The sequence below is a fragment of the Vibrio sp. 10N.222.52.C12 genome (assembly GCF_041474215.1).
GTDB lineage: Bacteria > Pseudomonadota > Gammaproteobacteria > Enterobacterales > Vibrionaceae > Vibrio > Vibrio crassostreae_C.
In genome coordinates, this window is sequence record NZ_JBFRTR010000018.1 from 1 (window position 1) to 23,995 (window position 23,995).

Annotated in this window: 19 protein-coding genes, 1 pseudogene and 1 other annotated feature; of the genes and pseudogenes, 11 read left to right on the forward strand and 9 right to left on the reverse strand. The window is 44.5% G+C overall.

Annotated elements, in window-relative coordinates:
- Positions 1-103 precede the first annotated feature (103 nt).
- Positions 104-225: a sequence feature (Phe leader region), on the forward strand.
- Positions 226-237: 12 nt separating this feature from the next.
- The 3 genes and pseudogenes from pheA to yjjX all read left to right on the forward strand — a co-directional run bounded on the left by pheA (position 238) and on the right by yjjX (position 4,609).
- Entirely contained in the window at positions 238-1,413 is a 1,176-nt protein-coding gene (gene pheA / locus AB4623_RS03905; RefSeq protein ID WP_017059361.1) for a prephenate dehydratase, read from the forward strand.
- Between the two features lie 333 nt (positions 1,414-1,746).
- A pseudogene (locus AB4623_RS03910) lies at positions 1,747-4,125 on the forward strand (putative bifunctional diguanylate cyclase/phosphodiesterase).
- A complete protein-coding gene (gene yjjX, locus AB4623_RS03915) occupies positions 4,088-4,609 on the forward strand; it encodes an inosine/xanthosine triphosphatase (RefSeq protein WP_017059359.1) in 522 nt (173 codons plus the stop codon). Before AB4623_RS03910 ends, yjjX begins: the two are co-directional and overlap by 38 nt.
- 128 nt (positions 4,610-4,737) lie before the next feature.
- Here the strand turns inward: yjjX and trpR are convergent, their stop codons facing one another.
- Together trpR and sltY are read right to left on the reverse strand one after the other, a co-directional pair.
- A complete protein-coding gene (gene trpR / locus AB4623_RS03920; protein WP_017059358.1) occupies positions 4,738-5,031 on the reverse strand; it encodes a trp operon repressor in 294 nt (97 codons plus the stop codon).
- Between the two features lie 172 nt (positions 5,032-5,203).
- Positions 5,204-7,153 carry a murein transglycosylase gene (gene sltY / locus AB4623_RS03925; RefSeq protein ID WP_102321444.1) on the reverse strand — a complete coding sequence of 650 codons (1,950 nt, stop codon included), beginning with the start codon at positions 7,151-7,153 and terminating at the stop codon, positions 5,204-5,206.
- A gap of 263 nt (positions 7,154-7,416) precedes the next feature.
- On the opposite strand from sltY, the gene ettA reads away from it, so the two are divergent.
- The 3 genes from ettA to AB4623_RS03940 all read left to right on the forward strand — a co-directional run bounded on the left by ettA (position 7,417) and on the right by AB4623_RS03940 (position 10,624).
- Complete coding sequence (ettA, locus tag AB4623_RS03930) at positions 7,417-9,084, forward strand: energy-dependent translational throttle protein EttA (RefSeq protein ID WP_017056147.1); 1,668 nt, start codon at positions 7,417-7,419, stop codon at positions 9,082-9,084.
- A 90-nt stretch (positions 9,085-9,174) separates the two neighbouring features.
- On the forward strand, positions 9,175-9,543 hold the full coding sequence (locus AB4623_RS03935) for a PilZ domain-containing protein (protein ID WP_017059356.1): 369 nt from the start codon (positions 9,175-9,177) through the stop codon (positions 9,541-9,543).
- A 49-nt stretch (positions 9,544-9,592) separates the two neighbouring features.
- On the forward strand, positions 9,593-10,624 hold the full coding sequence (locus AB4623_RS03940) for a M23 family metallopeptidase (protein WP_065584727.1): 1,032 nt from the start codon (positions 9,593-9,595) through the stop codon (positions 10,622-10,624).
- A gap of 128 nt (positions 10,625-10,752) precedes the next feature.
- Here AB4623_RS03940 and tyrA read toward each other — a convergent pair whose 3' ends face one another.
- The 3 genes from tyrA to nagZ all read right to left on the reverse strand — a co-directional run bounded on the left by tyrA (position 10,753) and on the right by nagZ (position 14,307).
- The gene (tyrA, locus tag AB4623_RS03945; protein WP_017062859.1) at positions 10,753-11,880 is read right to left on the reverse strand and encodes a bifunctional chorismate mutase/prephenate dehydrogenase; all 1,128 of its coding nucleotides are present in this window, start codon (positions 11,878-11,880) and stop codon (positions 10,753-10,755) included.
- Between the two features lie 117 nt (positions 11,881-11,997).
- Positions 11,998-13,071 (reverse strand): 3-deoxy-7-phosphoheptulonate synthase, encoded by a 1,074-nt coding sequence (locus AB4623_RS03950; RefSeq protein WP_017059354.1) that lies wholly within the window; start codon positions 13,069-13,071, stop codon positions 11,998-12,000.
- Between the two features lie 246 nt (positions 13,072-13,317).
- Complete coding sequence (gene nagZ / locus AB4623_RS03955) at positions 13,318-14,307, reverse strand: beta-N-acetylhexosaminidase (RefSeq protein WP_372145796.1); 990 nt, start codon at positions 14,305-14,307, stop codon at positions 13,318-13,320.
- A gap of 121 nt (positions 14,308-14,428) precedes the next feature.
- Between nagZ and AB4623_RS03960 the strand changes: the two genes are divergently transcribed.
- Positions 14,429-15,544 carry an anhydro-N-acetylmuramic acid kinase gene (locus AB4623_RS03960; RefSeq protein ID WP_372145798.1) on the forward strand — a complete coding sequence of 372 codons (1,116 nt, stop codon included), beginning with the start codon at positions 14,429-14,431 and terminating at the stop codon, positions 15,542-15,544.
- Between the two features lie 45 nt (positions 15,545-15,589).
- Positions 15,590-16,510, forward strand: a complete 921-nt coding sequence (gene murQ / locus AB4623_RS03965) for an N-acetylmuramic acid 6-phosphate etherase (RefSeq protein WP_032545650.1) — start codon at positions 15,590-15,592, stop codon at positions 16,508-16,510.
- A 117-nt stretch (positions 16,511-16,627) separates the two neighbouring features.
- Here the strand turns inward: murQ and AB4623_RS03970 are convergent, their stop codons facing one another.
- Positions 16,628-16,978, reverse strand: a complete 351-nt coding sequence (locus AB4623_RS03970) for a DUF2799 domain-containing protein (RefSeq protein ID WP_017059350.1) — start codon at positions 16,976-16,978, stop codon at positions 16,628-16,630.
- Between the two features lie 354 nt (positions 16,979-17,332).
- On the opposite strand from AB4623_RS03970, the gene AB4623_RS03975 reads away from it, so the two are divergent.
- From AB4623_RS03975 to btsR, 3 genes are all read left to right on the forward strand, one after another.
- Complete coding sequence (locus tag AB4623_RS03975) at positions 17,333-18,823, forward strand: carbon starvation protein A (protein ID WP_372145800.1); 1,491 nt, start codon at positions 17,333-17,335, stop codon at positions 18,821-18,823.
- 264 nt (positions 18,824-19,087) lie between these two features.
- Complete coding sequence (locus tag AB4623_RS03980; RefSeq protein ID WP_372145801.1) at positions 19,088-20,758, forward strand: LytS/YhcK type 5TM receptor domain-containing protein; 1,671 nt, start codon at positions 19,088-19,090, stop codon at positions 20,756-20,758.
- A gap of 105 nt (positions 20,759-20,863) precedes the next feature.
- Positions 20,864-21,595: a two-component system response regulator BtsR gene (gene btsR / locus AB4623_RS03985; protein WP_017070063.1), complete on the forward strand. Its 732-nt coding sequence runs from the start codon at positions 20,864-20,866 to the stop codon at positions 21,593-21,595.
- A gap of 139 nt (positions 21,596-21,734) precedes the next feature.
- Here btsR and ispH read toward each other — a convergent pair whose 3' ends face one another.
- From ispH to lspA, 3 genes are all read right to left on the reverse strand, one after another.
- Positions 21,735-22,691, reverse strand: a complete 957-nt coding sequence (gene ispH / locus AB4623_RS03990; protein ID WP_029235087.1) for a 4-hydroxy-3-methylbut-2-enyl diphosphate reductase — start codon at positions 22,689-22,691, stop codon at positions 21,735-21,737.
- 156 nt (positions 22,692-22,847) lie between these two features.
- Positions 22,848-23,279 carry an FKBP-type peptidyl-prolyl cis-trans isomerase gene (gene fkpB, locus AB4623_RS03995; RefSeq protein WP_017059345.1) on the reverse strand — a complete coding sequence of 144 codons (432 nt, stop codon included), beginning with the start codon at positions 23,277-23,279 and terminating at the stop codon, positions 22,848-22,850.
- 149 nt (positions 23,280-23,428) lie between these two features.
- Positions 23,429-23,929 carry a signal peptidase II gene (gene lspA, locus AB4623_RS04000; RefSeq protein ID WP_004739521.1) on the reverse strand — a complete coding sequence of 167 codons (501 nt, stop codon included), beginning with the start codon at positions 23,927-23,929 and terminating at the stop codon, positions 23,429-23,431.
- Between the last annotated feature and the right edge of the window lie 66 nt (positions 23,930-23,995).

The following is a 23,995-nucleotide window of genomic DNA, read 5'->3' on the forward strand; positions in this document are numbered from 1 at the left end:
TTAACTGATCGGCATTAGCGCCTCAGGGCGCTATTTTTTTGCTTGACGCTCGTAGCTCGCTTGCTTATTGTGTTTAAACATTCATAAAACAATCACTTTTTATGCACACTCAATCTTTGTTTATTTTTGACTTCTTTTTTCTTCCGTAAATCGGAGGCTAAGTCGTTTTAGAAAAACAAGTCAAAAACGAACAAGAAGCCTCCCACACTAGGGAGGCTTTTTTATAAGGACACATTTATGACTGACCGCTCAATTTCACTGGATGATATCCGCCTTCGTCTTAATGATTTAGACGACGAACTCCTGAAGTTACTTTCAGAGCGTCGCAAGCTAAGTATCGAAGTCGCTAAAAGCAAAGTAGAGACATCAAAACCAGTTCGTGATGCAGTACGAGAACAACAACTATTAGTTAAGCTGATCAACAACGGCAAAGATAAATACGAACTTGATGCGCAGTACATTACCAAGCTGTTTCACACCATCATCGAAGATTCCGTTTTACTACAACAGTCATACTTACAAAACCTAGCGAACCCGCAAAGCCGTAAACCATTGGCTCGCGTTGCATTCTTAGGTTCTAAGGGATCGTATTCTCACCTTGCGAGCCGCGAATACTTCAGCCGCAAGAATATGGAATTGATTGAGCTGAACTGTAATCACTTCAAAGAAGTCGCATCAACAGTAGAGTCTGGCCATGCCGACTACGGTGTCCTGCCGATTGAGAACACCAGTTCAGGGTCAATTAACGAGGTCTACGACCTGTTACAGCATACGACTCTATACATTGTTGGCGAACTTTCTCAACCGATTGAGCACTGCCTTGTTGCTAAAAGTGATATCCGTTTAGAAGACATCAAAACACTCTACTCGCACCCACAACCTCATCAACAATGCAGTGAGTTCTTGAGCCGCCTTAAGGGTGTCAACCTTGAGTCTTGCGCAAGCACCGCTGATGCAATGAAAAAAGTTAAAGAATTGGGTGGTAATGACGTAGCTGCTATTGGTAATGCATCGAGCGGTAAGCTTTATGGACTACAGCCAATCCAGAGCAATATTGCAAACCAAACAGAGAACCACACTCGTTTCATCGTTGTGGCGCGTAAGCCTGTTGAAGTATCGACTCAAATACCAGCGAAAACAACGCTCATCATGTCGACATCTCAAGAGGCGGGTTCTTTGGTAGAAACACTACTGATCCTGCAACGCTTAGGCATCAACATGACTAAGCTAGAATCTCGTCCTATCATGGGTAACCCTTGGGAAGAGATGTTCTATGTCGATTTAGAGGCGCATCTGGATTCAGATAATATGCAACAAGCGATAACGGAACTAACAGCCATTACTCGCCACCTTAAGGTGTTGGGTTGCTACCCAAGTGAGAACATCAAAGCGACTCAAGTTAAGTTGTCATAGCTGAAAGTGAGTATCAGCTTTTAGCTAACATAAGTATTTGGCCTACAGCAGGCCAAATACTTAAATCACCCTCTAGTCGAGTACTATTCTCGCTAAGAAAACTCACCCTAGCATGCCTGAAACACAATTCACTTGTTTCGCACATTCGGCACGCTTACTCTCTCCACTACTTGAGCCTTTCTAACAAAAACTCATTAGTGGCTTTTTTTATCAATAAAGACAAAACCTTACCCCCTTCACAGGAAATCATCGAACTACGTATAATTAATAGCGAGTAAGCATTAAGTAACATAAACTTATGCGCTTAATTTATAAATAGTGTTGTCATTAACTATGAAGCTAAGTACTAAAATCTTACTACTAATAGCCCCTGTGATACTGATCAGTACCGCGGCTTCTAGCTATATTATTTATTCGACGCAAAAAAGCAGTTTCATCAAACGCGAAGACAACGCACTTCAACTGAACATGGAAAAACTAGCCGGATACTTTCGCCAATCTCGTTCGTTCCTCAATAGCTACTCTTACACCTTGACCCAGAGTGATATGGTGAAGCGTTATTTTCTCACTGATCAAAATCTATCTCGCGATCTTGAACTGGTCAGTAATCTTCGAGAAGCCATTCATTTCCTGCAAGATGACGATGAAAGCTATACAGGTTTAGCGCTTCTTAATGGTGATCGAAAACTGCGTTATTACGCGGATAATAGCAATGACTCACGCACTCAGATTGACAGTAAGATATTGGAGTATGTTGACCTGCACTATCAAGACACCTTAGCAACATCGAGTACCAACTATATTCAAAACTCCCAAGGCGAAGGGATGTTGGTTCACTATGACAAGGTAGATAGAAAAGCGATTTTCCCAACCGTTAACAATCAACCCGACGATGTGTTCTTTGTTGTTGTCTCTGTCTCTCTCGACAAATTTAATGCGCTGAGAAAACAGATAGAGTTCGACTACCAAACCAGCTTGTTCTTCACATCCATAGCGGTTTCTTTGGAAAATGATGTTACTCACTCAGTCAAGCTTGCACCAGAACTGTACGCCACGGTCGATCCGGCGCAATTCCTGTTGGAAAACAAGCTCGATTCAATTTGGAACAAGCTGAGTTTGTCGTTTGCACTGTCTGCGTTTGTAACTGTCGCTCTGCTACTCATGCTTCTGTCTCGCACTGTAATTACTCCAATAACATGGCTCGATCGACAGCTACAGCAAGTCGAAAAAAAACAACGTAAGAACATTGAACGCTTAGGCACTCGTGATGAACTTGGCCGCTTATCACAGCGTTGTTATGACATGTACCAAGAGCTAGACAACACCTACCAGTAAACCAAGCTCTTGGCCGAAAATGATCAGTTAACCCAAATAGCCAATAGGCATCAGTTTCAAACCTTCGTTCAGCAATCGTTGCCAAAACCGAGTTCGAATACCGAAACCTGGGTTCTCTATTTTAACTTGGACAACTTCAAGTTTGTGAACGACAAATACGGGCATCAAATCGGCGACTCGATTCTGGTTTCTTTTGCTCAGCGTATTTCAGATATTTGTCGTCATTATAAAGAGGAATTCGACGCTCATTGTATGCCAGCCCGACTTTCTGGAGACGAGTTCGTTGTCTACATTAACGCTCCTAGTCACCGAGGAAATGTCGCGCATCGATTCTCGAACGATTTGCTCACTCCACTGCAAAAAGGCTTTGTCACCGAATCAGGCAGCTTTCCGATCACGGTCAGTATTGGTATTGCGACCTACCCTAATGATGGCAACTCAATCGAGAAGCTTCTGTCCAACGCGGATACCGCGATGTACCAAGCCAAGCGTGCCGGTAAAAACCAATTTGCTGACTATTCACGGGATTTAGACAAAGCCATTCAGCGCCAAGCAGATATTGAACGTGCGCTTAGAGGTAAGAATTTTGATGATGAATTCAGGCTCGTTTACATGCCCTACATGGATTCCACCGGGACTGATGTTATTGGCGTTGAGGTGTTATTGCGTTGGAATTCAAAGCAACTTGGTTTGGTTCCACCAGATGAGTTCATTCCAATAGCCGAACAAACCGGGCTGTTTGAACATGTTGACCGCTGGGTAATACAGAATGCGTTTGCTTCATTCCATCGACTTCAGGCTCAATTTGATCACTCAATTCAATTGTCGATCAACCTATCTTCTGCTGGCATTGAAACCACTCATCTTGCGGGTTTCATTAAAGAACACGCGGAGTTAAATCGAATTCCACCAAGCCTAATCGATTTTGAAATCACTGAAACCTTTTACTCAGATTCACAAGGCTTTCCGTTGCTCAACCAACTCTCGCTAATGGGCTATCGATTAGCGATTGACGACTTTGGATCTGGATATACTTCGATCACTCAACTGGTGCAGTATCCAACTCAAAAAATTAAGCTCGATAAAGCCTTTTTAGACACCTTAATTGAGACCGATAATCAGAACATCGTAAAACCGGTTATCGGGTTGTGTCATGCTCAGGGGAAAAAGGTCACCGCCGAAGGGATTGAAACTCAAGACATGCACCAGTGGTTACAGGATGCACAGTGCGATATGCTGCAAGGCTATTACTTTGGTAAACCCATGCCACTAGAAGAGTTGAGTGACTGGTACCGACAACATCAACTCAATCTAATCGACAACAAAAAGAATCCGACACATGAAATCTGTAATCATCGCATCGCTGAACCCAGCTAAAATAAACGCCGTTAAAAGTGCGTTCTTATCTGCTTTTCCTGATACTGAATTTGATTTCAAAGGCATCAGCGTCCCTAGTGGTGTCGCCGATCAACCGATGAGCAATGATGAAACCTATCAAGGTGCCGTGAATCGAGTTCACAACGCAACTCAAGCTCAGCCTGATGCAGACTTCTATGTTGGTCTAGAAGCGGGAATAGAAACAAACGTCACCTTTGCCTGGATGGTGATCGAAACGAATGGCCAACGTGGCGAGTCTCGTTCAGCAAGTCTGATGCTGCCACCAGCCGTGCTTGAGAAACTAGAGCATGCAAACGAGTTAGGGGATGTGATGGATGAAGTGTTTGGTACCGACAATATCAAACAGAAAGGTGGTGCCATTGGCCTACTGACACATAACCAATTGTCACGCAGTTCGGTCTATCATCAAGCTTTAATTTTGGCTCTGATCCCATTTGTGAATCCTGAACACTTTCCTATTTAGTATTTGAGGCTTCCTTAAACTTCAAAAGATTCCAAGAACAATCTTCAGAAACAAAAAACGCTAACATCCAGTTAGCGTTTTTTATCGAATTCGTATTCATACTATCGCGTGATAGCTTAATTCCATTATTACTTTAGCAATAGGTCGGCGATCACGACTTTCTCTTGCTCAGATTTGGCCTTTAGCTCATTTGAGCCTCTGGTTATCGTCGCTACGCCTACGCCCAGCATTTGACTCACCTGTCGTTGAGACATATCGCCTTTCATCAGCTCACAGAAGATATTAATTCGAGCAACCAGAGCATCTCGCTCGTCTGGTGTCATCATCATAGTCAACAACAGCTCGTGCTGATCTTTTTCGACAGCCGTCTTTACCAAGTCCATCAGTTGTTGCCAATTATCATATTCAGGTTGTGATGCCATATCTCTACACTTACTTTTAAATTCTGACTTTAAAGAGTCGCTTAACGATTGAAAGCGTTTAACACTTTATACCGAAACACTTGATGCGATCCAATGTAAAAAGGCAGTAAGTGGAAATGGTTAGCACTCACTGCCTTTATTCTTACTCAGTTTCGGGCCAAATGCCGAAGGCTTAGTATTTCGTTTTTGCCTCATGGGGCGCTAAAAACGTCCCTTTCTCACCCAAGATATCTCGATAGTAGGTCTCAAACATCAAGATATTCTGAACGTAGCCACGTGTCTCTTTGAATGGGATCATTTCGATAAATGCAAAGGCATCGAGCTTTTCATCGCTGCGTGAACGCCACTGTTTCACACGGCTAGGTCCAGCATTATAAGCCGCAAACGCAAAGATACGGTTGTCATCATATTGAGCGAGTAAACCATCTAAGTAGTGACTGCCAATCTCAATGTTTTTGCCGACATCATAAAGATCATCGCTGCCCTGATACTTAATCTTATGTTTGTTCGCTGTGTATTGCGCCGTCTTGGGCATAATTTGCATAATGCCACGCGCGCCAACTGGAGAGCGAGCTTCTGAATCCATCGCACTCTCTTGTCTTGCTAAAGACATCAAAGTGATTGGATCGAGATCGTGCTTTTCAGCGTAGAAGTTAAACCACCACTTATGAGCAACAGGGAAGCGCAGCGCAATGTTATCCCACATCTTCGCAGAGATACTCGCTGTTACGGTAAAGTGATTCCAACGCTGTGTCGCAGCGTAAGCGGCAAGCATCTCTTTTTGCTCTTTATCTGCATTGGTCAGTAACCAGCGCCATTCACTTTTCGCTGCCGCAATTTTGTCTCGGTCAATCAGTTCACCAATACGCACCAAAGAGGTGTCGAATGGCTTCACTGTTTCAGCATTGTATTTAAGTGTCGATGTTGGATATTGAACTGGCTTACCTAACTGCTTAGCCGCAGCCACACTGTAGAAATTACGCTGACCCAAGATATCTGACAGTCGCTTATTGCCTTTGTCAGTATCGCCCGTCGCGATTTCAGCTCTGCCCTGCCAATATTGCCAACGAAGCGAAGCCTGATGTTTATCATCCAAGCGCGCTATCCACTCTTTCAAACCCGTCCAATCGGCATGTTGAATTGCTAAGCGAGCACGTCGTTCCAGCAGAACTTGCTTTGATGAACTCGCGAGCATTTTGTCGCGCCACACCATTAACTCTTCAGAGTCGGTGTTGATCAGACGAAACGTTAGGTAATCAGCGAGCTCTTGAGATTTCTCTTTCGAAAACTTCTGAGCCTTGATGACATCATCAAACACCTTTTGAGCACTGCTTGATGATTTCCTTGCTAGCTTCTCGAAAGCAAACTCGGTTTGAGCTTGGTAGAATTCATTCGCTGGATGTTTTTTAGCAAACGCGAGTACATTTTCAGGCTTGTTGTACAACGCCTTCATCTGCTTCGCTTGAGCAATTGACTCATCATGATCCAATTGCTTAATCAGATAGCTCATTAACTTACCGTTACGGCCCTCGAACGCTAGCAGCATTCTATCCAGAATCAGCTCATCAGTTCTTAGCCCAGCTTGATCCCAGCTTTTAAATAAAGGGTCACAAGCGTCATCAACACCACTACCACTCAACCAAAGTTGTTTAGCTCCTTTAAAGGCAAGCTCTTGGTTACCTTGCTCGTAATGCGCTCGATAATAAATACATTGGTATTTTTCACCGACAGGCTCTTTGGTTTGAAACTCAAGGATCGTCTTCCACTGTTTTTGAGAAGCCAATGAATCCAAATAAGGTGCGCGCATTCGATTGGAGAAAGGCAATGCCTTGTTCTCTTCAATGAAAGCATCGACCTCAGCAGGTGTGCGATCACCTAAGCCAATCAGAAAGGCCCGATAATCGGTGTAAGGTGTTAAAGGGTATGTTTGAATTTTGTTACGCAGCGCGGAGTAAGCTTTTAGATCACGGCTGTCTAAAACCTCTTGCGCTTTATCATAAACGTCACGCTGCATTTCAAGCTCGGATGCATTGCTAGCCATAGCGACCGGAGCCAGTGAAACCGAAGACAAAATTGCCGATGCAGCCACAGCAATTTTCGTATTACCAATGCGGAAAAACATTCGCTCTTTCCTTAGTGCGTGTATGAATACGTGAAGTCTATTTACGCCCGACATCACATCAAATGTAAAGGATTTGAGTGTAAATATTATTAATATTTAACACTTCGCCTCAGAAGCCCATTAAATATAGTTTTAATGACCAATGTGACAATAATAGGTAAGGATTAGTTCAAGAGTGGCTTTTCTGCCCTAGGAGTAACATCTTTGAGGATATTGGTATAAAATAGCAGACAATTTTGAACAATAATTAGGATCGATCGGCAATGGCTGAATACGTATATACCATGTCTCGGGTGAGCAAAACTGTTCCACCTAAGCGTCAAATTCTTAAAGACATTTCTCTTAGCTTTTTTCCTGGCGCTAAAATCGGTGTTTTGGGTCTAAATGGTTCAGGTAAATCTACCCTACTACGTATCATGGCTGGTATTGATACTGATATTGATGGTGAAGCACGTGCACAACAAGGCCTTAAAGTAGGTTATCTACCACAAGAGCCTGTGCTAGACGAATCAAAAACTGTTCGTGAAATCGTAGAAGAAGCGGTTTCTGACGTTGCTGACGCACTTAAGCGTATTGATGCGGTTTACGCAGCTTACGCAGAACCAGATGCAGACTTCGATGCACTGGCAAAAGAGCAAGGCGAACTAGAAGCTCTGATTCAAGCAAAAGACGGTCACAACTTAGAGACTGCTCTAGAGCGTGCTGCTGATGCACTTCGTCTTCCTGAGTGGGATGCGAAAATTGAATTCCTATCAGGTGGTGAGCGTCGTCGTGTTGCTATCTGTCGTCTACTTCTTGAAAAGCCAGACATGCTGCTTCTTGATGAACCAACCAACCACTTGGATGCAGAATCAGTAGCATGGCTTGAGCACTTCCTTGTTGATTACAGTGGTACTGTTGTGGCGATTACCCACGACCGTTACTTCCTAGACAACGCAGCTGGCTGGATTCTAGAACTTGACCGTGGTGAAGGTATCCCATGGGAAGGTAACTACACGTCTTGGCTAGAGCAAAAAGACGAGCGTCTTAAGCAAGAAAAAGCGGGCGAAAGCGCACGTCAAAAGACAATCGAGAAAGAACTTGAATGGGTTCGTCAAAACCCTAAAGGCCGTCAAGCTAAGTCTAAAGCTCGTATGGCTCGTTTTGAAGAATTGACAACTGGCCAATACCAGAAGCGTAACGAAACCAACGAACTGTTCATCCCGCCAGGTGAGCGTCTAGGTGATAAAGTTCTTGAAGTGAACAACCTGACTAAATCGTTTGGTGATCGCGTTCTTATCGACGACCTATCGTTCAGCATGCCTAAGGGCGCAATCGTCGGTATCGTTGGTGCCAACGGTGCAGGTAAATCAACACTATTCAAGATGCTAAGCGGTGCAGAACAGCCAGATTCAGGTACAGTTGAACTAGGCGAAACCGTTAAGCTTGCTTCTGTTGATCAGTTCCGTGACAGCATGGACGACACTAAGACAGTATTCCAAGAGATCTCTGAAGGCGCTGATATCATTAAGATCAACAACTTCGAAATCCCTGCTCGTGCATACTGCTCTCGCTTCAACTTCAAAGGCAACGACCAACAGAAGATCATCGGTGAGCTTTCTGGTGGTGAACGTAACCGTGTTCACTTAGCGAAACTGCTAAAAGCGGGCGGTAACGTACTGCTACTCGATGAGCCTACCAACGACCTTGACGTTGAAACGCTACGTGCTCTTGAAGAAGCACTGCTTGAATTCCCGGGCTGTGCAATGGTTATCTCGCATGACCGTTGGTTCCTTGACCGTATTGCGACCCATATCTTAGACTACCGTGATGAAGGTCAAGTTAACTTCTACGAAGGTAACTATACTGAGTACACTGAGTGGCTTAAGCAGACTCTAGGCGCACAAGCGGCAGAGCCGCACCGTATCAAGTACAAGCGTATAGCTAAGTAAATAAGCTTGTATTTTGAACAAAGGCCGCGATAATAGCGGCCTTTGATATATCTGGCTTACGTGTAATGCATCGATATAGAGAGATTACTTATGGTTGAAAGACGTCAATTTTCACGAGTTATTTATCAAGTCCCGACTGAGATCTCACAAGGACAAGTAAAGGTATCAGGCTCAGTGCAAGACTTATCACTCCATGGTTTACTCATTCAATGCAATGAATCAAAACAACTTAGCCATGATGTCCCTGTTCAAGTGAGCTTTAAACTCGAAAACAGTGATATCAATATTCAGTTAGAAGCAACGATAGTCTCTACCATCAATACCTCAATGCGTTTACGCATAGAGCATTTAGATATTGATAGTATCAGCCACCTTAAGCGCCTTGTTGAGCTTAATGTTGGTGACGATGACCTGCTTTATAGAGAGATTGAACACCTTACCGACTTAGGTAAGGAATAATATCTCCATTACCCTTTTTCTATTAGAAGCATTTAGTTAATACAGAACCATGTCTAAAAAAGTGTCCATTACTATTCCCTCTAGTCAGGGGGAACAGACGTTTTACTTCGGTCGAAAAGCCGTACTCTTATGCATGACAACCCTGCTCTCAGTACCGATGTTGATTGGTGGTGCAACCTACATGCACCTTGAGAGTAAAAACAAGCTAGCTGCACAAGCCGGTGATGCACAACAGTTAATTGAAACTTTGATTGTTGAAAAAGAGCAGACCGAGTTCTTATACGCGGAACAAGTTGAAACCAACCACAACCTATCTCAAGCCTTAACTGAGAAAGAAGGTACGATTCAATTACTGGGTAAGCGTGTATTCGATGTGGAATCCGTTCTAGGCCTGGCTGATGAAGAGTTACACACCGATGAGGTTTCACTAGAAGACCGTATTGATGCTGCAGCCGTCGATTCCGCGGTAAGAGCTACCATGTTCCGCTTAATTCCTAATGATAGTCCGATGGCTTATCAACGCATCTCGTCTTCATACGGTCGCCGTACTAACCCAATTACAGGCAAACGCCACAACCATACTGGTATCGACCTTACTTGTAAGCGTGGTGAAGATATCTTAGCACCGGCAGATGGTGTGATTGAAACCGTACGCCCAAGCAAGAAAGGCTTTGGTAACTTTATCACCATGCGCCATTCATTTGGCTTCATGAGCTCTTACGCGCATCTGCAAAAATTCAAAGTTCGCAGCGGTCAGTTTGTCAGTAAAGGTGATGTGATTGCGAGCTGTGGTAACTCAGGTAACTCAACTGGGCCACATCTGCATTATGAAGTACGCTTCCTTGGTCGCTCATTGAACCCTCAATACTTGATGGATTGGACACCAGAAAACTTCAATTACGTGTTTGAGAAAGAGAAAAAGGTGAAATGGGGCCCACTCGTTCAGCTGATTGATAACGTGGTTCGCTTGCAGATCAACCTAACTAACGTGCCTTACATCAGTTCAACTATCGACACAGTATCCAGCGATGATAACCGAGTATCGAACGAGAATAACAAAGAGCCTATCGTGACTAACTAGGTTTGTTCGTTTGGCCCATGATGATCCAAATGCATTTCGCCTACTATAGGCCAGATGCAATATCGGCATTCAGCACAAACAAAAAGAGCGACCAGATGGTCGCTCTTTTTTATGATTTCAAATCAGTATTAACCACGATGAATCGAGTCATGTGCTTGTTTTAGAAGACTTTGGCTCTCTTGCAAGAATTGTTGTGAGTAGTCACCAAACCAATCACTCACTTGGTTGAAGCTCTCAACAAACTTAGCCTTATCTTTGCCATCTAGGATTTCTAACGCTTCTCCGAAACAGCTATGGAAGCGTCGAATCATCTCTATATTCTCATCCGAAGACAGAATGATATCACCGTACAAGTTCGGGTCTTGAGCAAATAGACGACCAACCATCGCAATCTCAAGTCGGTAGATTGGTGAGCTTAGCTTCAGAAGCTGATCAATATTCGGGTTCTCTTTACTCAGGTGTAAGCCGTAAGCAAAAGAGGTGAAGTGACGAAGTGCTTGAATCAAGGTCATGCCGTGATCGTGTTCAGCTGCATCCATCTGGCAAAGGCTCGCGCCCCAAATACCAAATTGATTCAGTAGCCATTGGTAGCTCTCAGAACCACGACCATCACTGTAAACAATCACCTGCTTAGCAAGGCTTGGAACATCAGGACCAAACATTGGGTGCAATCCAACCACTGGGCCTTGGTGCATGTTCATCATTGCTTGCAGCGGTTTAGATTTAATTGACGTCAAATCACATAGAATACAATCACTTGGTAGATTACCTAGCTTCGCAATCACACCTTCAGTTAAGTGAATTGGAACAGTCACAACCACAAGTCCTGCATTATCCAAGATTTCATCGGCTGTATCCCAATCTTGGCTGCCAAGGACTTTCACTTCGTAGCCAGACAGTTTGAACATACGACCAAACAAGCCACCAAGTTGACCATTACCACCAACGATCACCACTGAACGTAACTCTGGGTTAAGACACTTAAAGCCAGAATCTTTCTCACTGGCATAAGACTCACGCATAGTACGACGCAAAATATCTTCGATTAACTGTGGTGGAACCCCTATTTTCTCGGCTTCTTGACGACGAGATGCCAGCATCGCGGCTTCACGTTCTGGTACATAAATAGGTAAACCATGTTCACTTTTTACTTCGCCTACTTTCTCTACTAGAGCAAGGCGTTGAGCCAGTAAATCCAACATTTGTTTATCGACAGCATCGATTTGGTCGCGTAATTCGTTCAGTTCAACGGCCATTTTATTCCTTACTAATCTATAAGCCCGTGCCAATCTATCATCCCACAATCACGTAGGTTCGCTAGCAACAGATCTTAAAATGCCCCATTAGATGAGGCACTTAAATTTAAACTCTGACTAACCTTTCAAGCGGTTCTCTAAGAACGGGACTAATTCCGTATGTGCATGTTTCAATAGTGCCTCAGTTGAATCCCAATTGATACACGCGTCGGTAATAGAAACGCCGTATTTCATCTCATTGAGAGGTATATCCGAAGATTGATTTCCTTCGTTAATATGGCTTTCAATCATCAGGCCGATAATCGACTTGTTGCCTTCACGAATTTGGTGAATCACATCTTCTGCAACTAAAGGTTGGCGACGGAAATCTTTACGAGAGTTCGCGTGGCTACAGTCGACCATTAGCGCGGCCTCTAAGCCAGATTTACCCAGCTCTTGCTCACATTCGTGTACCGATACTGAATCGTAGTTCGTCTGCTTACCGCCACGTAAAATCACGTGACCATTTGGGTTACCTTGCGTTGTTAGTAGTGCAACTTGACCTTCGCGGCTGATACCCATGAAACGGTGGCTAGAAGAAGCCGCCTGCATTGCATTGATTGCAGTGCCTAGGTTGCCATCGGTACCGTTTTTAAAACCGATTGGCATTGAAAGACCACTTGCCATCTCACGGTGAGTTTGAGATTCAGTCGTACGTGCGCCAATTGCCGCCCAGCTGAAGGTATCTGCTAGGTATTGCGGGCTGATTGGATCTAATGCTTCAGTCGCCAATGGAATTTCCATCTCAGCGAGTTCAACAAGTAGCTCACGACCCACATGCAGACCATGCTCAATATCGAAAGTGCCGTCTAGATGCGGGTCATTGATCAAACCTTTCCAACCTACAGTGGTACGAGGTTTCTCAAAGTAAACACGCATAACAATATACAGTTGATCGCTAAGTTGCTCAGATAAGGCTTTAAGGCGTTTCGCGTACTCTTTCGCAGCTTCAATGTCATGGATAGAACATGGGCCACATACAACAAGCATGCGATGATCTTTCTTATGAATGATGTTTGCGATAGTTTGACGAGACTCTTGAATGAAACGACGAGCATTATCACTCAAAGGCAGTTTTGCTTTTAACTCCTCAGGAGTAATCAGTACCTGTTCGTCGATGATATTGACATTGCTTAATTCACTTTTCTGCATAACTCAACCTGTATATTTATTTTTACACCCAACATTTCCGTTTGGGTTAACAATCTTTAAAAACACAATAACAGCTAAAAAAACGATTGCAAGTGTAAACAATAAAAAACATTAAGTGTAAATTTTATTTTACACATTGGATTTGACTCACTCTAAGAGATAAATAGGTTTAAACCACGGATCACACATACAAAAAAGGCGATATTTATCATATCGCCTTATCTAAAATTATAATGTGTTTATTTATCACTCACTGCCTAGCATTCGCTTAATCGTCTCTGAGGTCTCTTTCCACCTAGCATCCGAGTGAAGTGTCGACAAATCAAAGCTGTGTTTTTTAAGCAATGAGTTGGCTAAAGGCACCTCTTGAATCGCTAAGTGATCCAGAGCTTCAATTTGTGCATCTCGTTTATTACACATCAACACCATGTCACAACCTGCATTCAAGGCCGCTTTCGCTCTGTCGGCTGGTCCGCCCATAATGGCAGCGCCTTCCATCGTTAAATCGTCAGAGAATACCAAGCCTTTAAACCCAAGCTGCTGCTTCAATACTTTCTGTAGCCAATACTGTGAACCACTCGCAGGTTGATCATCATAGTGAGAGAAAACCACGTGAGCTGGCATCATGGCATCCAATATTCCAGCTTCAATTTGCGCCTTGAAGATTGCCATATCGGTTTCGAAGATGTCGTCTCTAGGGTCATATGGCGTCTCTAAGTGTGAGTCAGCAATCACGCCACCATGTCCAGGGAAGTGCTTGCCTGTCGTCGCCATGCCAACCGACTTCATGCCTTTGATGAAAGCGCTGCTATGACGAACAATGGTATCAATATCTTCACCAAACGCTCGGCTACCAATCGCTTTACACTCGTGGCCTTTGTCTAATACTGGCGCAAAGCTCAGATCGATATCATGGGCAATCAATTCTGCCGCCATCAACCAACCCGCTTGTTCTGCTAACTGTTCGCCATTATTCTTAGTCGCGAATTCTTGAGCAGCTGGGATAATTGAAAAGCCATCGCGGAAGCGCTGAACTCGGCCACCTTCTTGATCGACACCAATCAAAATAGGACGTTTCGCTACCTTGCGAATTTCTTTGTTTAACGCCGATAACTGTTTGCTATCGTGGTAGTTTCGAGCAAATAAGATGAGACCACCAACAGTTGGGTGCTCTAAAATTTCTTTGTCTTCCGCAGTCAGTTCGTAGCCTGCAACATCAACCCACAACGGTCCCATATTTATCCCTTATTAAACCTAATTTCATAAACTTCCCGAGGTTATTCTCTTTAAATTTGCTTTACAATGTTTTTAAACCAATCTGTGGAAGACTTTAAGAATGCAGTGCAAGAGCTTAGGAATGGATCATAAAGAACTGTATATCGGTGTGATGTCAGGGACGAGTATGGACGGTGTTGATACGGCCTTAGTGTCGATTGAAGATACACGTATAATATTGCTTGCTCATGATGAGTTCCCAATGCCTGATGATCTCAAAGCGCGTCTACTTGAAGTCTGTATTGGTCAGAAAACCGATTTGATTGCCATTGGCGAACTCGACCACCAGCTTGGCCATCTGTTTGCTGATGCGGTTCTGCAACTTCTCGAAAAGTCAGGCACACCAGCACCTTCTGTAACTGCGATAGGTAATCATGGTCAAACAGTGTTCCACCAGCCAACAGGCGATTCGCCATTTACCATGCAGTTGGGTGATGCCAACATCATTGCCGCTAAAACACAGATTCAAACGGTTGCCGATTTTCGACGTAAAGACATGGCATTAGGCGGACAAGGTGCGCCATTAGTCCCCGCCTTCCACCATACGATTTTCCACCCGCAAGACAGCTCAGTTGTGGTGTTGAATATTGGTGGTATCTCGAATATTTCAGTGCTGCGCCCTAATCAGCCAACGCTTGGTTATGATACAGGTCCGGGCAATATGTTGATGGACGCTTGGGTTGATAAACACACGGGTGAGAAGTTTGACCGTGATGCGCAATTTGCGCTTAAAGGTCAACTCAATCAAGCTTTACTCGAACAGTTGTTAAATGAGTCTTATCTATCTCAAATGCCACCGAAAAGTACTGGTAGAGAACTATTCAACCAACCTTGGCTAGAGCAACAATTAACAGAATTTAAAGATCTTGCAGTAGAAGATGTTCAGCGCACGCTTTGTGAATACACCGCATTGACGATAGCCAATGAAGTGGAGACTTATCGCTTGGGTAACCAGCCTGCACTGTATGTGTGTGGCGGTGGTACAAGAAACCCATTGTTGATGAAGAGACTGTCTGAATTGCTTCCAAGTTGGGAGGTTGACTCAACCACCAGTAAAGGCGTGGATGCCGATTACATGGAAGCAATGGCCTTTGCGTGGCTTGCTCAGCGTCATGTTCATAAACTGCCAAGCAATTTACCAGAAGTGACTGGCGCAAGCAGAGCGGCCTCTCTAGGCGTTCTCTATCGAGCTGACTAAACAACTTTAGAACCATAATTTTAGAATCACCATTTAAGGATCATTATGAGTAACGACGCTCTCATATCAGCGCTCTCGCACCTCGTTTCGGAGGGGAGAAACCCTGACACTATGGATATTGATCTGCTCACCTCTCTCGAAGTGGTTGAAAAGATTAACCAACAAGACAAGCAAGTCCCGCTGGCGATTGAAGCGGAACTGCCACAGATCGCGAAAGCGGTCGATAAAATTGCTCATGTCTTTCAAAACGGTGGTCGACTGATTTATATGGGCGCAGGCACCAGTGGTCGATTAGGTGTGTTAGACGCCTCAGAATGCCCACCGACTTTCGGTGTTTCGGACAAAATGGTTATCGGCTTAATTGCAGGCGGACCAGAGGCGATTTTAAAAGCCAAAGAAGGTGCAGAAGACTCGCTAACTCTCGGCATTGAAGATCTGAAAGCGATTCAGTTTTCAGAAAATGATGTCGTGGTAGGTATTGCTGCGAGCGGTCGCACACCTTACGTGATTGGTGCACTCAACTATGCCAATCAGCTTGGCGCAGTAACGGTTGCATTATCTTGTAACCCTGACTCTCCAATTGCTGAAATCGCTCAAATCGCAATTAGCCCGGTGGTTGGCCCAGAAGCATTGACTGGTTCAACACGACTCAAATCAGGTACAGCACAAAAGCTGGTGCTTAATATGCTGACCACTGCCAGCATGATTCGCATTGGTAAGAGCTACCAAAACCTTATGGTCGACGTAAAAGCGACCAATGAAAAGTTGGTTGCCCGCGCCGCTCGTATCGTTATCCAAGCAACGGAGTGCGATAAAGCACTGGCGGTGTCGACACTTAAAGCGACTGATTACGATGTGAAGTTATCTATTTTGATGATTCTAACAGGGCTAGATTTAGAGTTAGCCAAGGCTCAGCTTGATAAGCAAAATGGCTTCTTGAGAAAAGCCGTCGAGAATAATCAGTAATCTTAATTTGGCTTGTAGCTTCTCATTTAGACAGCTACTTCAACGACATACAAAAAGACCAGCACACACGCGGTACTGGTCTTTTTTTAGTTTTAATTTTTTATGGCTAGCTTGGGCTTAATAGTCGTTTGAGAACTCGTCCCAGCCGCGTTGCCATTCCATACGGAAACGTTGAGCGTCTTCCGTACCAGAACACACGCCTTCATACACCTGACCAGATAAACCAATCTGATAAGCATGGTTCGGATTACAATATTCAGTCACACCTAGGTGATAACCTTCTGTGTAACTCGCTTGATCGACTGCGCCAAGCTCAGTCATCTCTGAATACGAACGCTGAGTGTGGCCTTTGATACCATCACGATAGCCAATCTCTTGCCAATTGCCTTCAGCTGCTAAATCTTGAACATTGGCGCTGCATCCTGCAAGGCTAAATGCCACGGCGAATAGTACGATTATTTTTTTCATTTCAATCCTTTATATTGTTACTTCACCACTTTCTGACGAAGCGCTGCCTTTGTGGTGATTCTCCGCTGAACGCCTATCGATGTCCACTTATTGTCTAATGTTCGCCACTTTAGGTTCATTCCGACCACTCAGAATCAATAGTCGCCGTTAAGCCAACTCAAACAACCTCTCTATAGAGCTAATAGGCCTCTCGATAGAAATATCGGCCACTCATCACAGTGAACAAACCACTAAATCAGTTATAACACCGCTAAATTGGCTATTCGACCACTCACTCTCGTAGCGGAAGTTTCTTCTCATCGACTCCTTTAATATACACCCTGACTTAATTAATACATTCAGGGATAACAAATTATGATGTGGTTTCTTACCTGTGTCGCAGCACTCATTGGTGGCTACTTTATTTACGGTACCTTTATCGAGAAGATTTTCGGTATCAATGAAAAACGCCAAACACCTGCTCACACTAAGCAAGATGGCGTGGACTACGTTCCAATGTCGACACCAAAGGTTTACCTAGTTCAGCTGCTTAACATCGCAGGTGTAGGTCCAATCTTCGGCCCTATCATGGGTGCCCTTTATGGTCCAGCAGCAATGCTTTGGATCGTTCTAGGTTGTATCTTCGCAGGTGCAGTACACGACTACTTCTCAGGTATGTTATCTATCCGTAATGGCGGAGCTTCGGTTCCAACCATCACTGGACGTTACCTAGGCAATGGCGCAAAACACTTTATGAACATCTTTGCCATTGTTCTACTGCTTCTTGTTGGTGTGGTATTCGTATCTGCTCCAGCAGGTATGATCACTAACCTAGTGAACGACCAAACTGATTTCGCGATGTCTGCAACTACGATGGTTGTTATCATCTTTGCTTACTACATCATCGCAACGATTGTCCCTGTCGATAAAATCATTGGTCGCTTCTACCCACTGTTCGGTGCACTGCTTATCTTTATGTCTGTTGGCCTAATCACTGCGATTGGTCTATCTGACGAACACCAAATCATGGGGGGCTTTGAGATCAGCAACATGTTCACCAACATGAACCCGAATGACCTACCACTTTGGCCTGCTCTCTTCATCACTATCGCATGTGGTGCTATCTCTGGCTTCCACGCCACTCAGTCTCCTCTGATGGCGCGTTGTATGGAAAACGAGAAGAACGGTCGCTTCGTATTCTACGGCGCAATGATTGGTGAAGGCATCATCGCTCTAATCTGGTGTGCACTTGCTCTGTCTTTCTTCGGTTCGGTTGAGTCTCTGTCTGACGCAATTGCAAACGGCGGCCCAGGTAACGTGGTATACAGCGCTTCATTTGGTCTACTGGGTGTATTTGGCGGTATCCTTGCTTTCCTTGGCGTGGTTATCCTACCAATCACTTCTGGTGACACAGCGTTCCGTTCAAGCCGTCTTATCCTTGCTGAATACTTCAACATGGAACAGAAAACACTGCGTAACCGTCTACTAATGGCGTTACCACTGTTCGTTATCGGTGGCATCCTGACTCAAGTTGATTTCGGTATCATCTGGCGCTACTTCGGTTTTGCTAACCAATCAACAGCCGTAATGATGCTGTGGACAGCTTCAGCTTACCTACTTCGCCACAACAAACTGCACTGGGTAACAACTGTTCCAGCTATCTTCATGACGTCTGTGTGTATCACATTCATCCTGAACAACAGCCAACTGGGCTTCGGTCTACCAATGCAAATCTCAACCATCATTGGTGTGGTGAGTGCGCTAGGTGTTGCGGCTTACGTTATTAAAATTTCAAAAGGCAAAGGCGATATCGACCTAGCTGATGAAGAAGAGAAAGAAGCAAAAGGCGTCACCAAAACAGCCTAGTTCTTTAAGGCTCTTGGGAACAAGAGACCAATCTTCATAGAAAGAGATAAAAGAACAGCCAAACACAACTTCGCTTGCTCCCGTAATCACTCAGTGATTCGTCGAATCTAAGACTAAAGCCCGTCCACTGTGATGGGCTTTAGTGTTTTCAGGCGTTAGTGCTTTCGACTCTGGGAAGCGAATATAACCTACGAAAACACAAGCAAAGCTACCGTTACCAAGCAATGAGCTTTACACTTAACAAGCGTCTCAATAGGTGAAAATATGGAACTCATTCTCTCTCTGCTGCAACAAACCTGCGTCTACTTAGTGATCGCTTACATGCTAAGTAAAACCCCACTGATTCTCCCTTTGTTGAGCATCTCATCTCGCTTAAGCCATAAGATCAGCTGCTACGTTCTGTTTTCCCTGTTCTGCATTATGGGTACCTATTTCGGACTGCAGATCAATGATGCCATCGCCAACACGCGTGCGATGGGTGCGGTAATGGGAGGTCTGTTTGGCGGCCCTGTCGTTGGCTTTGCCGTCGGCTTTACTGGTGGAATTCACCGTTACTCATTAGGCGGCTTCACAGACTTGGCTTGTGCGATTTCAACCACAGCAGAAGGCTTGATTGGCGGCCTGTTACACGTTTATCTCGTGAGAAAGAACAAAGCCAGCCAACTGTTTAATCCGTTAGTGGTTTTCTCGGTAACCCTGTTTGCAGAGATCATTCAGATGCTGATTCTGCTGGCGGTCGCAAAACCCTTCGAACAATCCTATGCTCTGGTTTCTGATATTGCCGCGCCAATGATCATTGCTAACTCGGTCGGTGCGGCGCTGTTCATGAGCATCATCCAAGATCGGAAAACCATCTTCGAGAAGTATTCGGCAACTTTCTCACGCCGCGCATTAACCATCGCCGAGCGTTCAGTGGGTATTTTACATGGAGGATTCAATTCGGATAATGCGCAAAAAATCGTGCGGATCATTTACGAAGAGACTAACGTTGGTGCGGTGGCGATCACCGACCGAGAAAAAATCCTCGCGTTCATCGGCATTGGTGACGAACACCATATTCCGAACACGCCGATTTCATCGCAGAGCACGCTCACTTCGATGGAACAGAACGACATCATCTACCTTGATGGCAAAGAGAATCCGTACCAATGCTCCCTTTCGCAAGATTGTAAGCTAGGCTCCGCGCTAATTATCCCGTTAAGAGCAGGAAACGAAGTCATCGGAACCATCAAACTGTATGAGCCAAAGCTGAAACTATTCTCAACCATCAATATGTCGATGGGTGAAGGTATCGCTCAGCTATTATCGAGCCAGATCCTATTTAGCAACTATCAGCAGCAGCAAACGCTGCTGACACAAGCGGAAATCAAACTGCTGCACGCTCAAGTGAACCCACACTTCTTGTTTAATGCACTTAACACCATCAGTGCCGTTACACGTCGTGACCCTGATAAAGCACGTGAGCTCATTCAACACCTGTCTCACTTCTTTAGAAGCAACCTAAAGCAGAACATCAACACCGTGAAGCTCAAAGACGAACTGGCACACGTCAACGCTTACCTGACCATAGAGAAAGCACGCTTTACCGATCGACTAGAAGTGGAATGGGATATCGACCCGCAGTTATATGAATCTCAATTGCCGAGCTTTACCCTACAACCGCTGGTAGAAAACGCCATCAAACATGGGATATCTAATATGTTGGAAGGCGGTAAAGTAAAGATCTCTAGCGAGGCTTTCGAGGGTGGGTTCAAGTTAACCGTTGAAGACAATGCAGGTAATTATCAGAAGCCATCTCAAGATCATGTAGGATTAGGGATGGAAATTGTTGATAAACGACTCACTAATTTCTTTGGACAAGATTCAGCACTAAAAATAGAATCTCAACCACAGCAATTTACTCGAATGAGCTTTATCATACCTATACTCAAATAATGGTATTTTCGGAGACGGATCGCTCCGAGTTGAAACATTTAGAAGCAGACATTTAAAAGATAAGCGTGAACCAAGCAGGGATAGAACCAAGATGAAGATTGTAGGATGTTAAAGGCACTAGTTATCGATGATGAGCTTTTTGCTCGCGAAGAGCTGATTGAGCTGCTGACCGAAACCGGAGAAGTGGAAATCATAGGCCAAGCGAGTAACGCGATCGAAGGACTGAAACAGATCAACCTACTCAAGCCTGATGTCGTGTATTTGGATATCCAAATGCCGCAGGTTACTGGGATTGAGCTGTTAAGCATGCTTGACCCAGATACCATGCCCTACGTGGTATTCGTCACCGCCTACGACCAATATGCGATTCAAGCCTTTGAAGATAACGCTTTTGATTACCTACTTAAGCCAGTCGAGCCTTGTCGATTAAACAAGAGCGTTTGTCGCCTGAATAAGGTCATCAAACAAAATCAGAAAGCACCAGAACAGAACATCTCAGCGATTGCTCCCTGTCACTTAGAGCAAATCCCATGTATTGGTCATAACCGCATTGTGATCATGGCAAGCCAAACGGTAGAGTGCGCCTATTCCGATATCAGTGGTGTGCATGTTCGTAGCTCATCGCAAACCGCAACCTCACAGTTAACACTAAAGATCTTGGAAGAAAAGACCGATTTGATCCGCTGTCATCGACAGTATTTGATCAACATAAAATCGATCCAAGAGATCAAACTGCTAGAAAATGGATTAGCAGAGATCATTACCCTGACTGGCTTTGAAGTCCCGGTGAGTCGTCGTTATTTAAAGACTTTAAAAGAGCAACTCGGTCTCCAGTAACGCGTTAGAATTAGACGCCTTGTTCCAAAGCACGATCAAAAAAGCCAACGTATCAACGTTGGCTTCCTGCTGTTTACAAATCAATAGTGTTTGCAAATCGATAGTGTTACGCATCGATCTTGTCACCAATCAATAGAGATTAGTCGACTTGCTTAATCTGTAGCTCTTTTGGTACTTCAAAGAACATGTTCTCTTCACGACCTTGAATCTCTTCAACGTCAGTCGCACCTAGCTCACGAATACGATCTAGAATTTGGTTTACCAGCTCTTCAGGAGCAGAAGCACCGGCTGTTACACCGATTTTCTTTTTCCCTTCAACCCACTCGGTTTGAATGTCTTCAGGACAGTCAGTTAGGTAGCCTGGTGTGCCTAGTTTCTCAGCTAGCTCTTTTAGACGAGTTGAATTCGATGAGTTCTTAGAACCAACCACTATCACCACATCAACGTCATTCGCCATCTCACGCACAGCGTCTTGACGGTTTTGAGTCGCGTAACAGATGTCGTCTTTACGTGGGCCTTGAATCTCAGGGAACACTCGACGTAGCTCTTCAATCACATCTGCAGTTTCATCTACTGATAGCGTAGTTTGGCTAACATAGTGCAGGTTACTTGGATCATTCACCACGAGGTTCTGTACGTCCTCTGGTCTTTCAACCAAGTACATACCACCAGTTTGGCTCGCGTACTGACCCATAGTGCCTTCCACTTCAGGGTGACCTGCGTGGCCAATCAGTACCACTTCCATATGTTTGCGGCTCGCACGAGCAACCTCCATATGAACTTTAGTCACCAAAGGACACGTCGCATCAAATACCGTTAACTCACGCTCTTTCGCTTCTTTACGAACCGCTTGAGAAACACCGTGAGCCGAAAAGATCACGATGTTGTCGTCTGGCACCTCACTCAGTTCTTCGACAAAAATAGCACCACGCTGCTTGAGCCCCTCAACAACAAAGCGGTTGTGTACCACTTCATGGCGAACATAGATCGGTGGCTGATACATTTCGAGTGCACGCTCTACGATGCTGATCGCACGATCGACACCGGCACAAAAGCCACGAGGGTTAGCTAACATTATTTTCATTTCATTGCTCATCATTTACCGCGGTACTAAGGTTGCTTCTATAGAGTTCGCCGTCAGCGAGGTTCGCATTCTACAGTGAAGCGTCTAGACAGTGAAGCTCTGGGTGAGATCACAGCTGTAAGGCTATCTTATTCTAGCGTGAAGACAGCTATTCTAACGTTAAGAGAGTTATTCTACCGTTAAGATATTGACGTCAAAGCTAACGTCTTGACCAGCGAGTGGGTGATTAAAATCAACCGTCACTGAATCACCTGCGATCTCAGTAATAATACCTGGAATTTCCATACCGTCAGGACCTGAAAATGCCATGATAGTGCCCACTTCAACTTCAGAGTCGCCAACAAACTTAGCACGATCCATATAGTGAATATGATCTGGGTTTGGCATACCAAACGCGTCTTCCGCCTTCAGTTCGATAGACTTTTCAGTGCCGGCTTCAAGTCCAAGTAAGCACGCTTCAAAGTTCTCACTTAGGCTGCCATCACCCATGACGAACTTCGCTGGTTTGCCCATGTTCTCCGTACTATCGGCAACTGAACCATCCTTCATTTTAATCGTAAAATGTAGAGTTACTGCTGAATCATTTTTAATTGCTGCCACGTTACTTTCCTTAGACTTCTTTATTATTTGAGGATGCGCTGTGCTTTGCTTCCTTGTTGACTGAAGCATAAAAAAAAGCGCCGTCGGAATCAACCGACAGCGCTTAGGGCTATTCTATTCTGTGAGTCATAGACTGACTTTGAAGCAAGCTATTTGCTTTCGTCTTTCTTACGGAAACCATCTAAGATGATCATCGCAGCACCGATACAGATTCCCATATCCGCTAAGTTAAATGCAGGCCAGTGGTAAGTGCCCCAGTAGAAGTCTAAGTAATCGACAACAAAGCCATGTACGACTCGGTCAAACACATTACCTACTGCACCACCAATGATGATCGCATAAGCAATGTTATTCCACTTCTCTGTTGCTGGTAGTTTGCTCATCCAGTACGTCAGCATACCTGTTACCGCAAATGCGATACCCGTAAATAACCAACGCTGCCAACCACTTTGATCACTCAAGAAGCTAAACGCTGCACCGTAGTTATGCACGTACAAAAAGTTAAAGAATGGCAGCACCTCAATACGGTTTGCCCAACCATAACCCATATTGTCCATGACAAAGAGTTTAATGCCGATATCAGCCAAGAAGACCAATAGAGCCAGCCATAACCAACGTACACCAGATTGTTTTAACGAAACTTCACTCATTTCTATTCCTAGTATTTACGAAGTTGGTATTCATTGTTAGTCACCTTACGTGACCTTGATTACCAA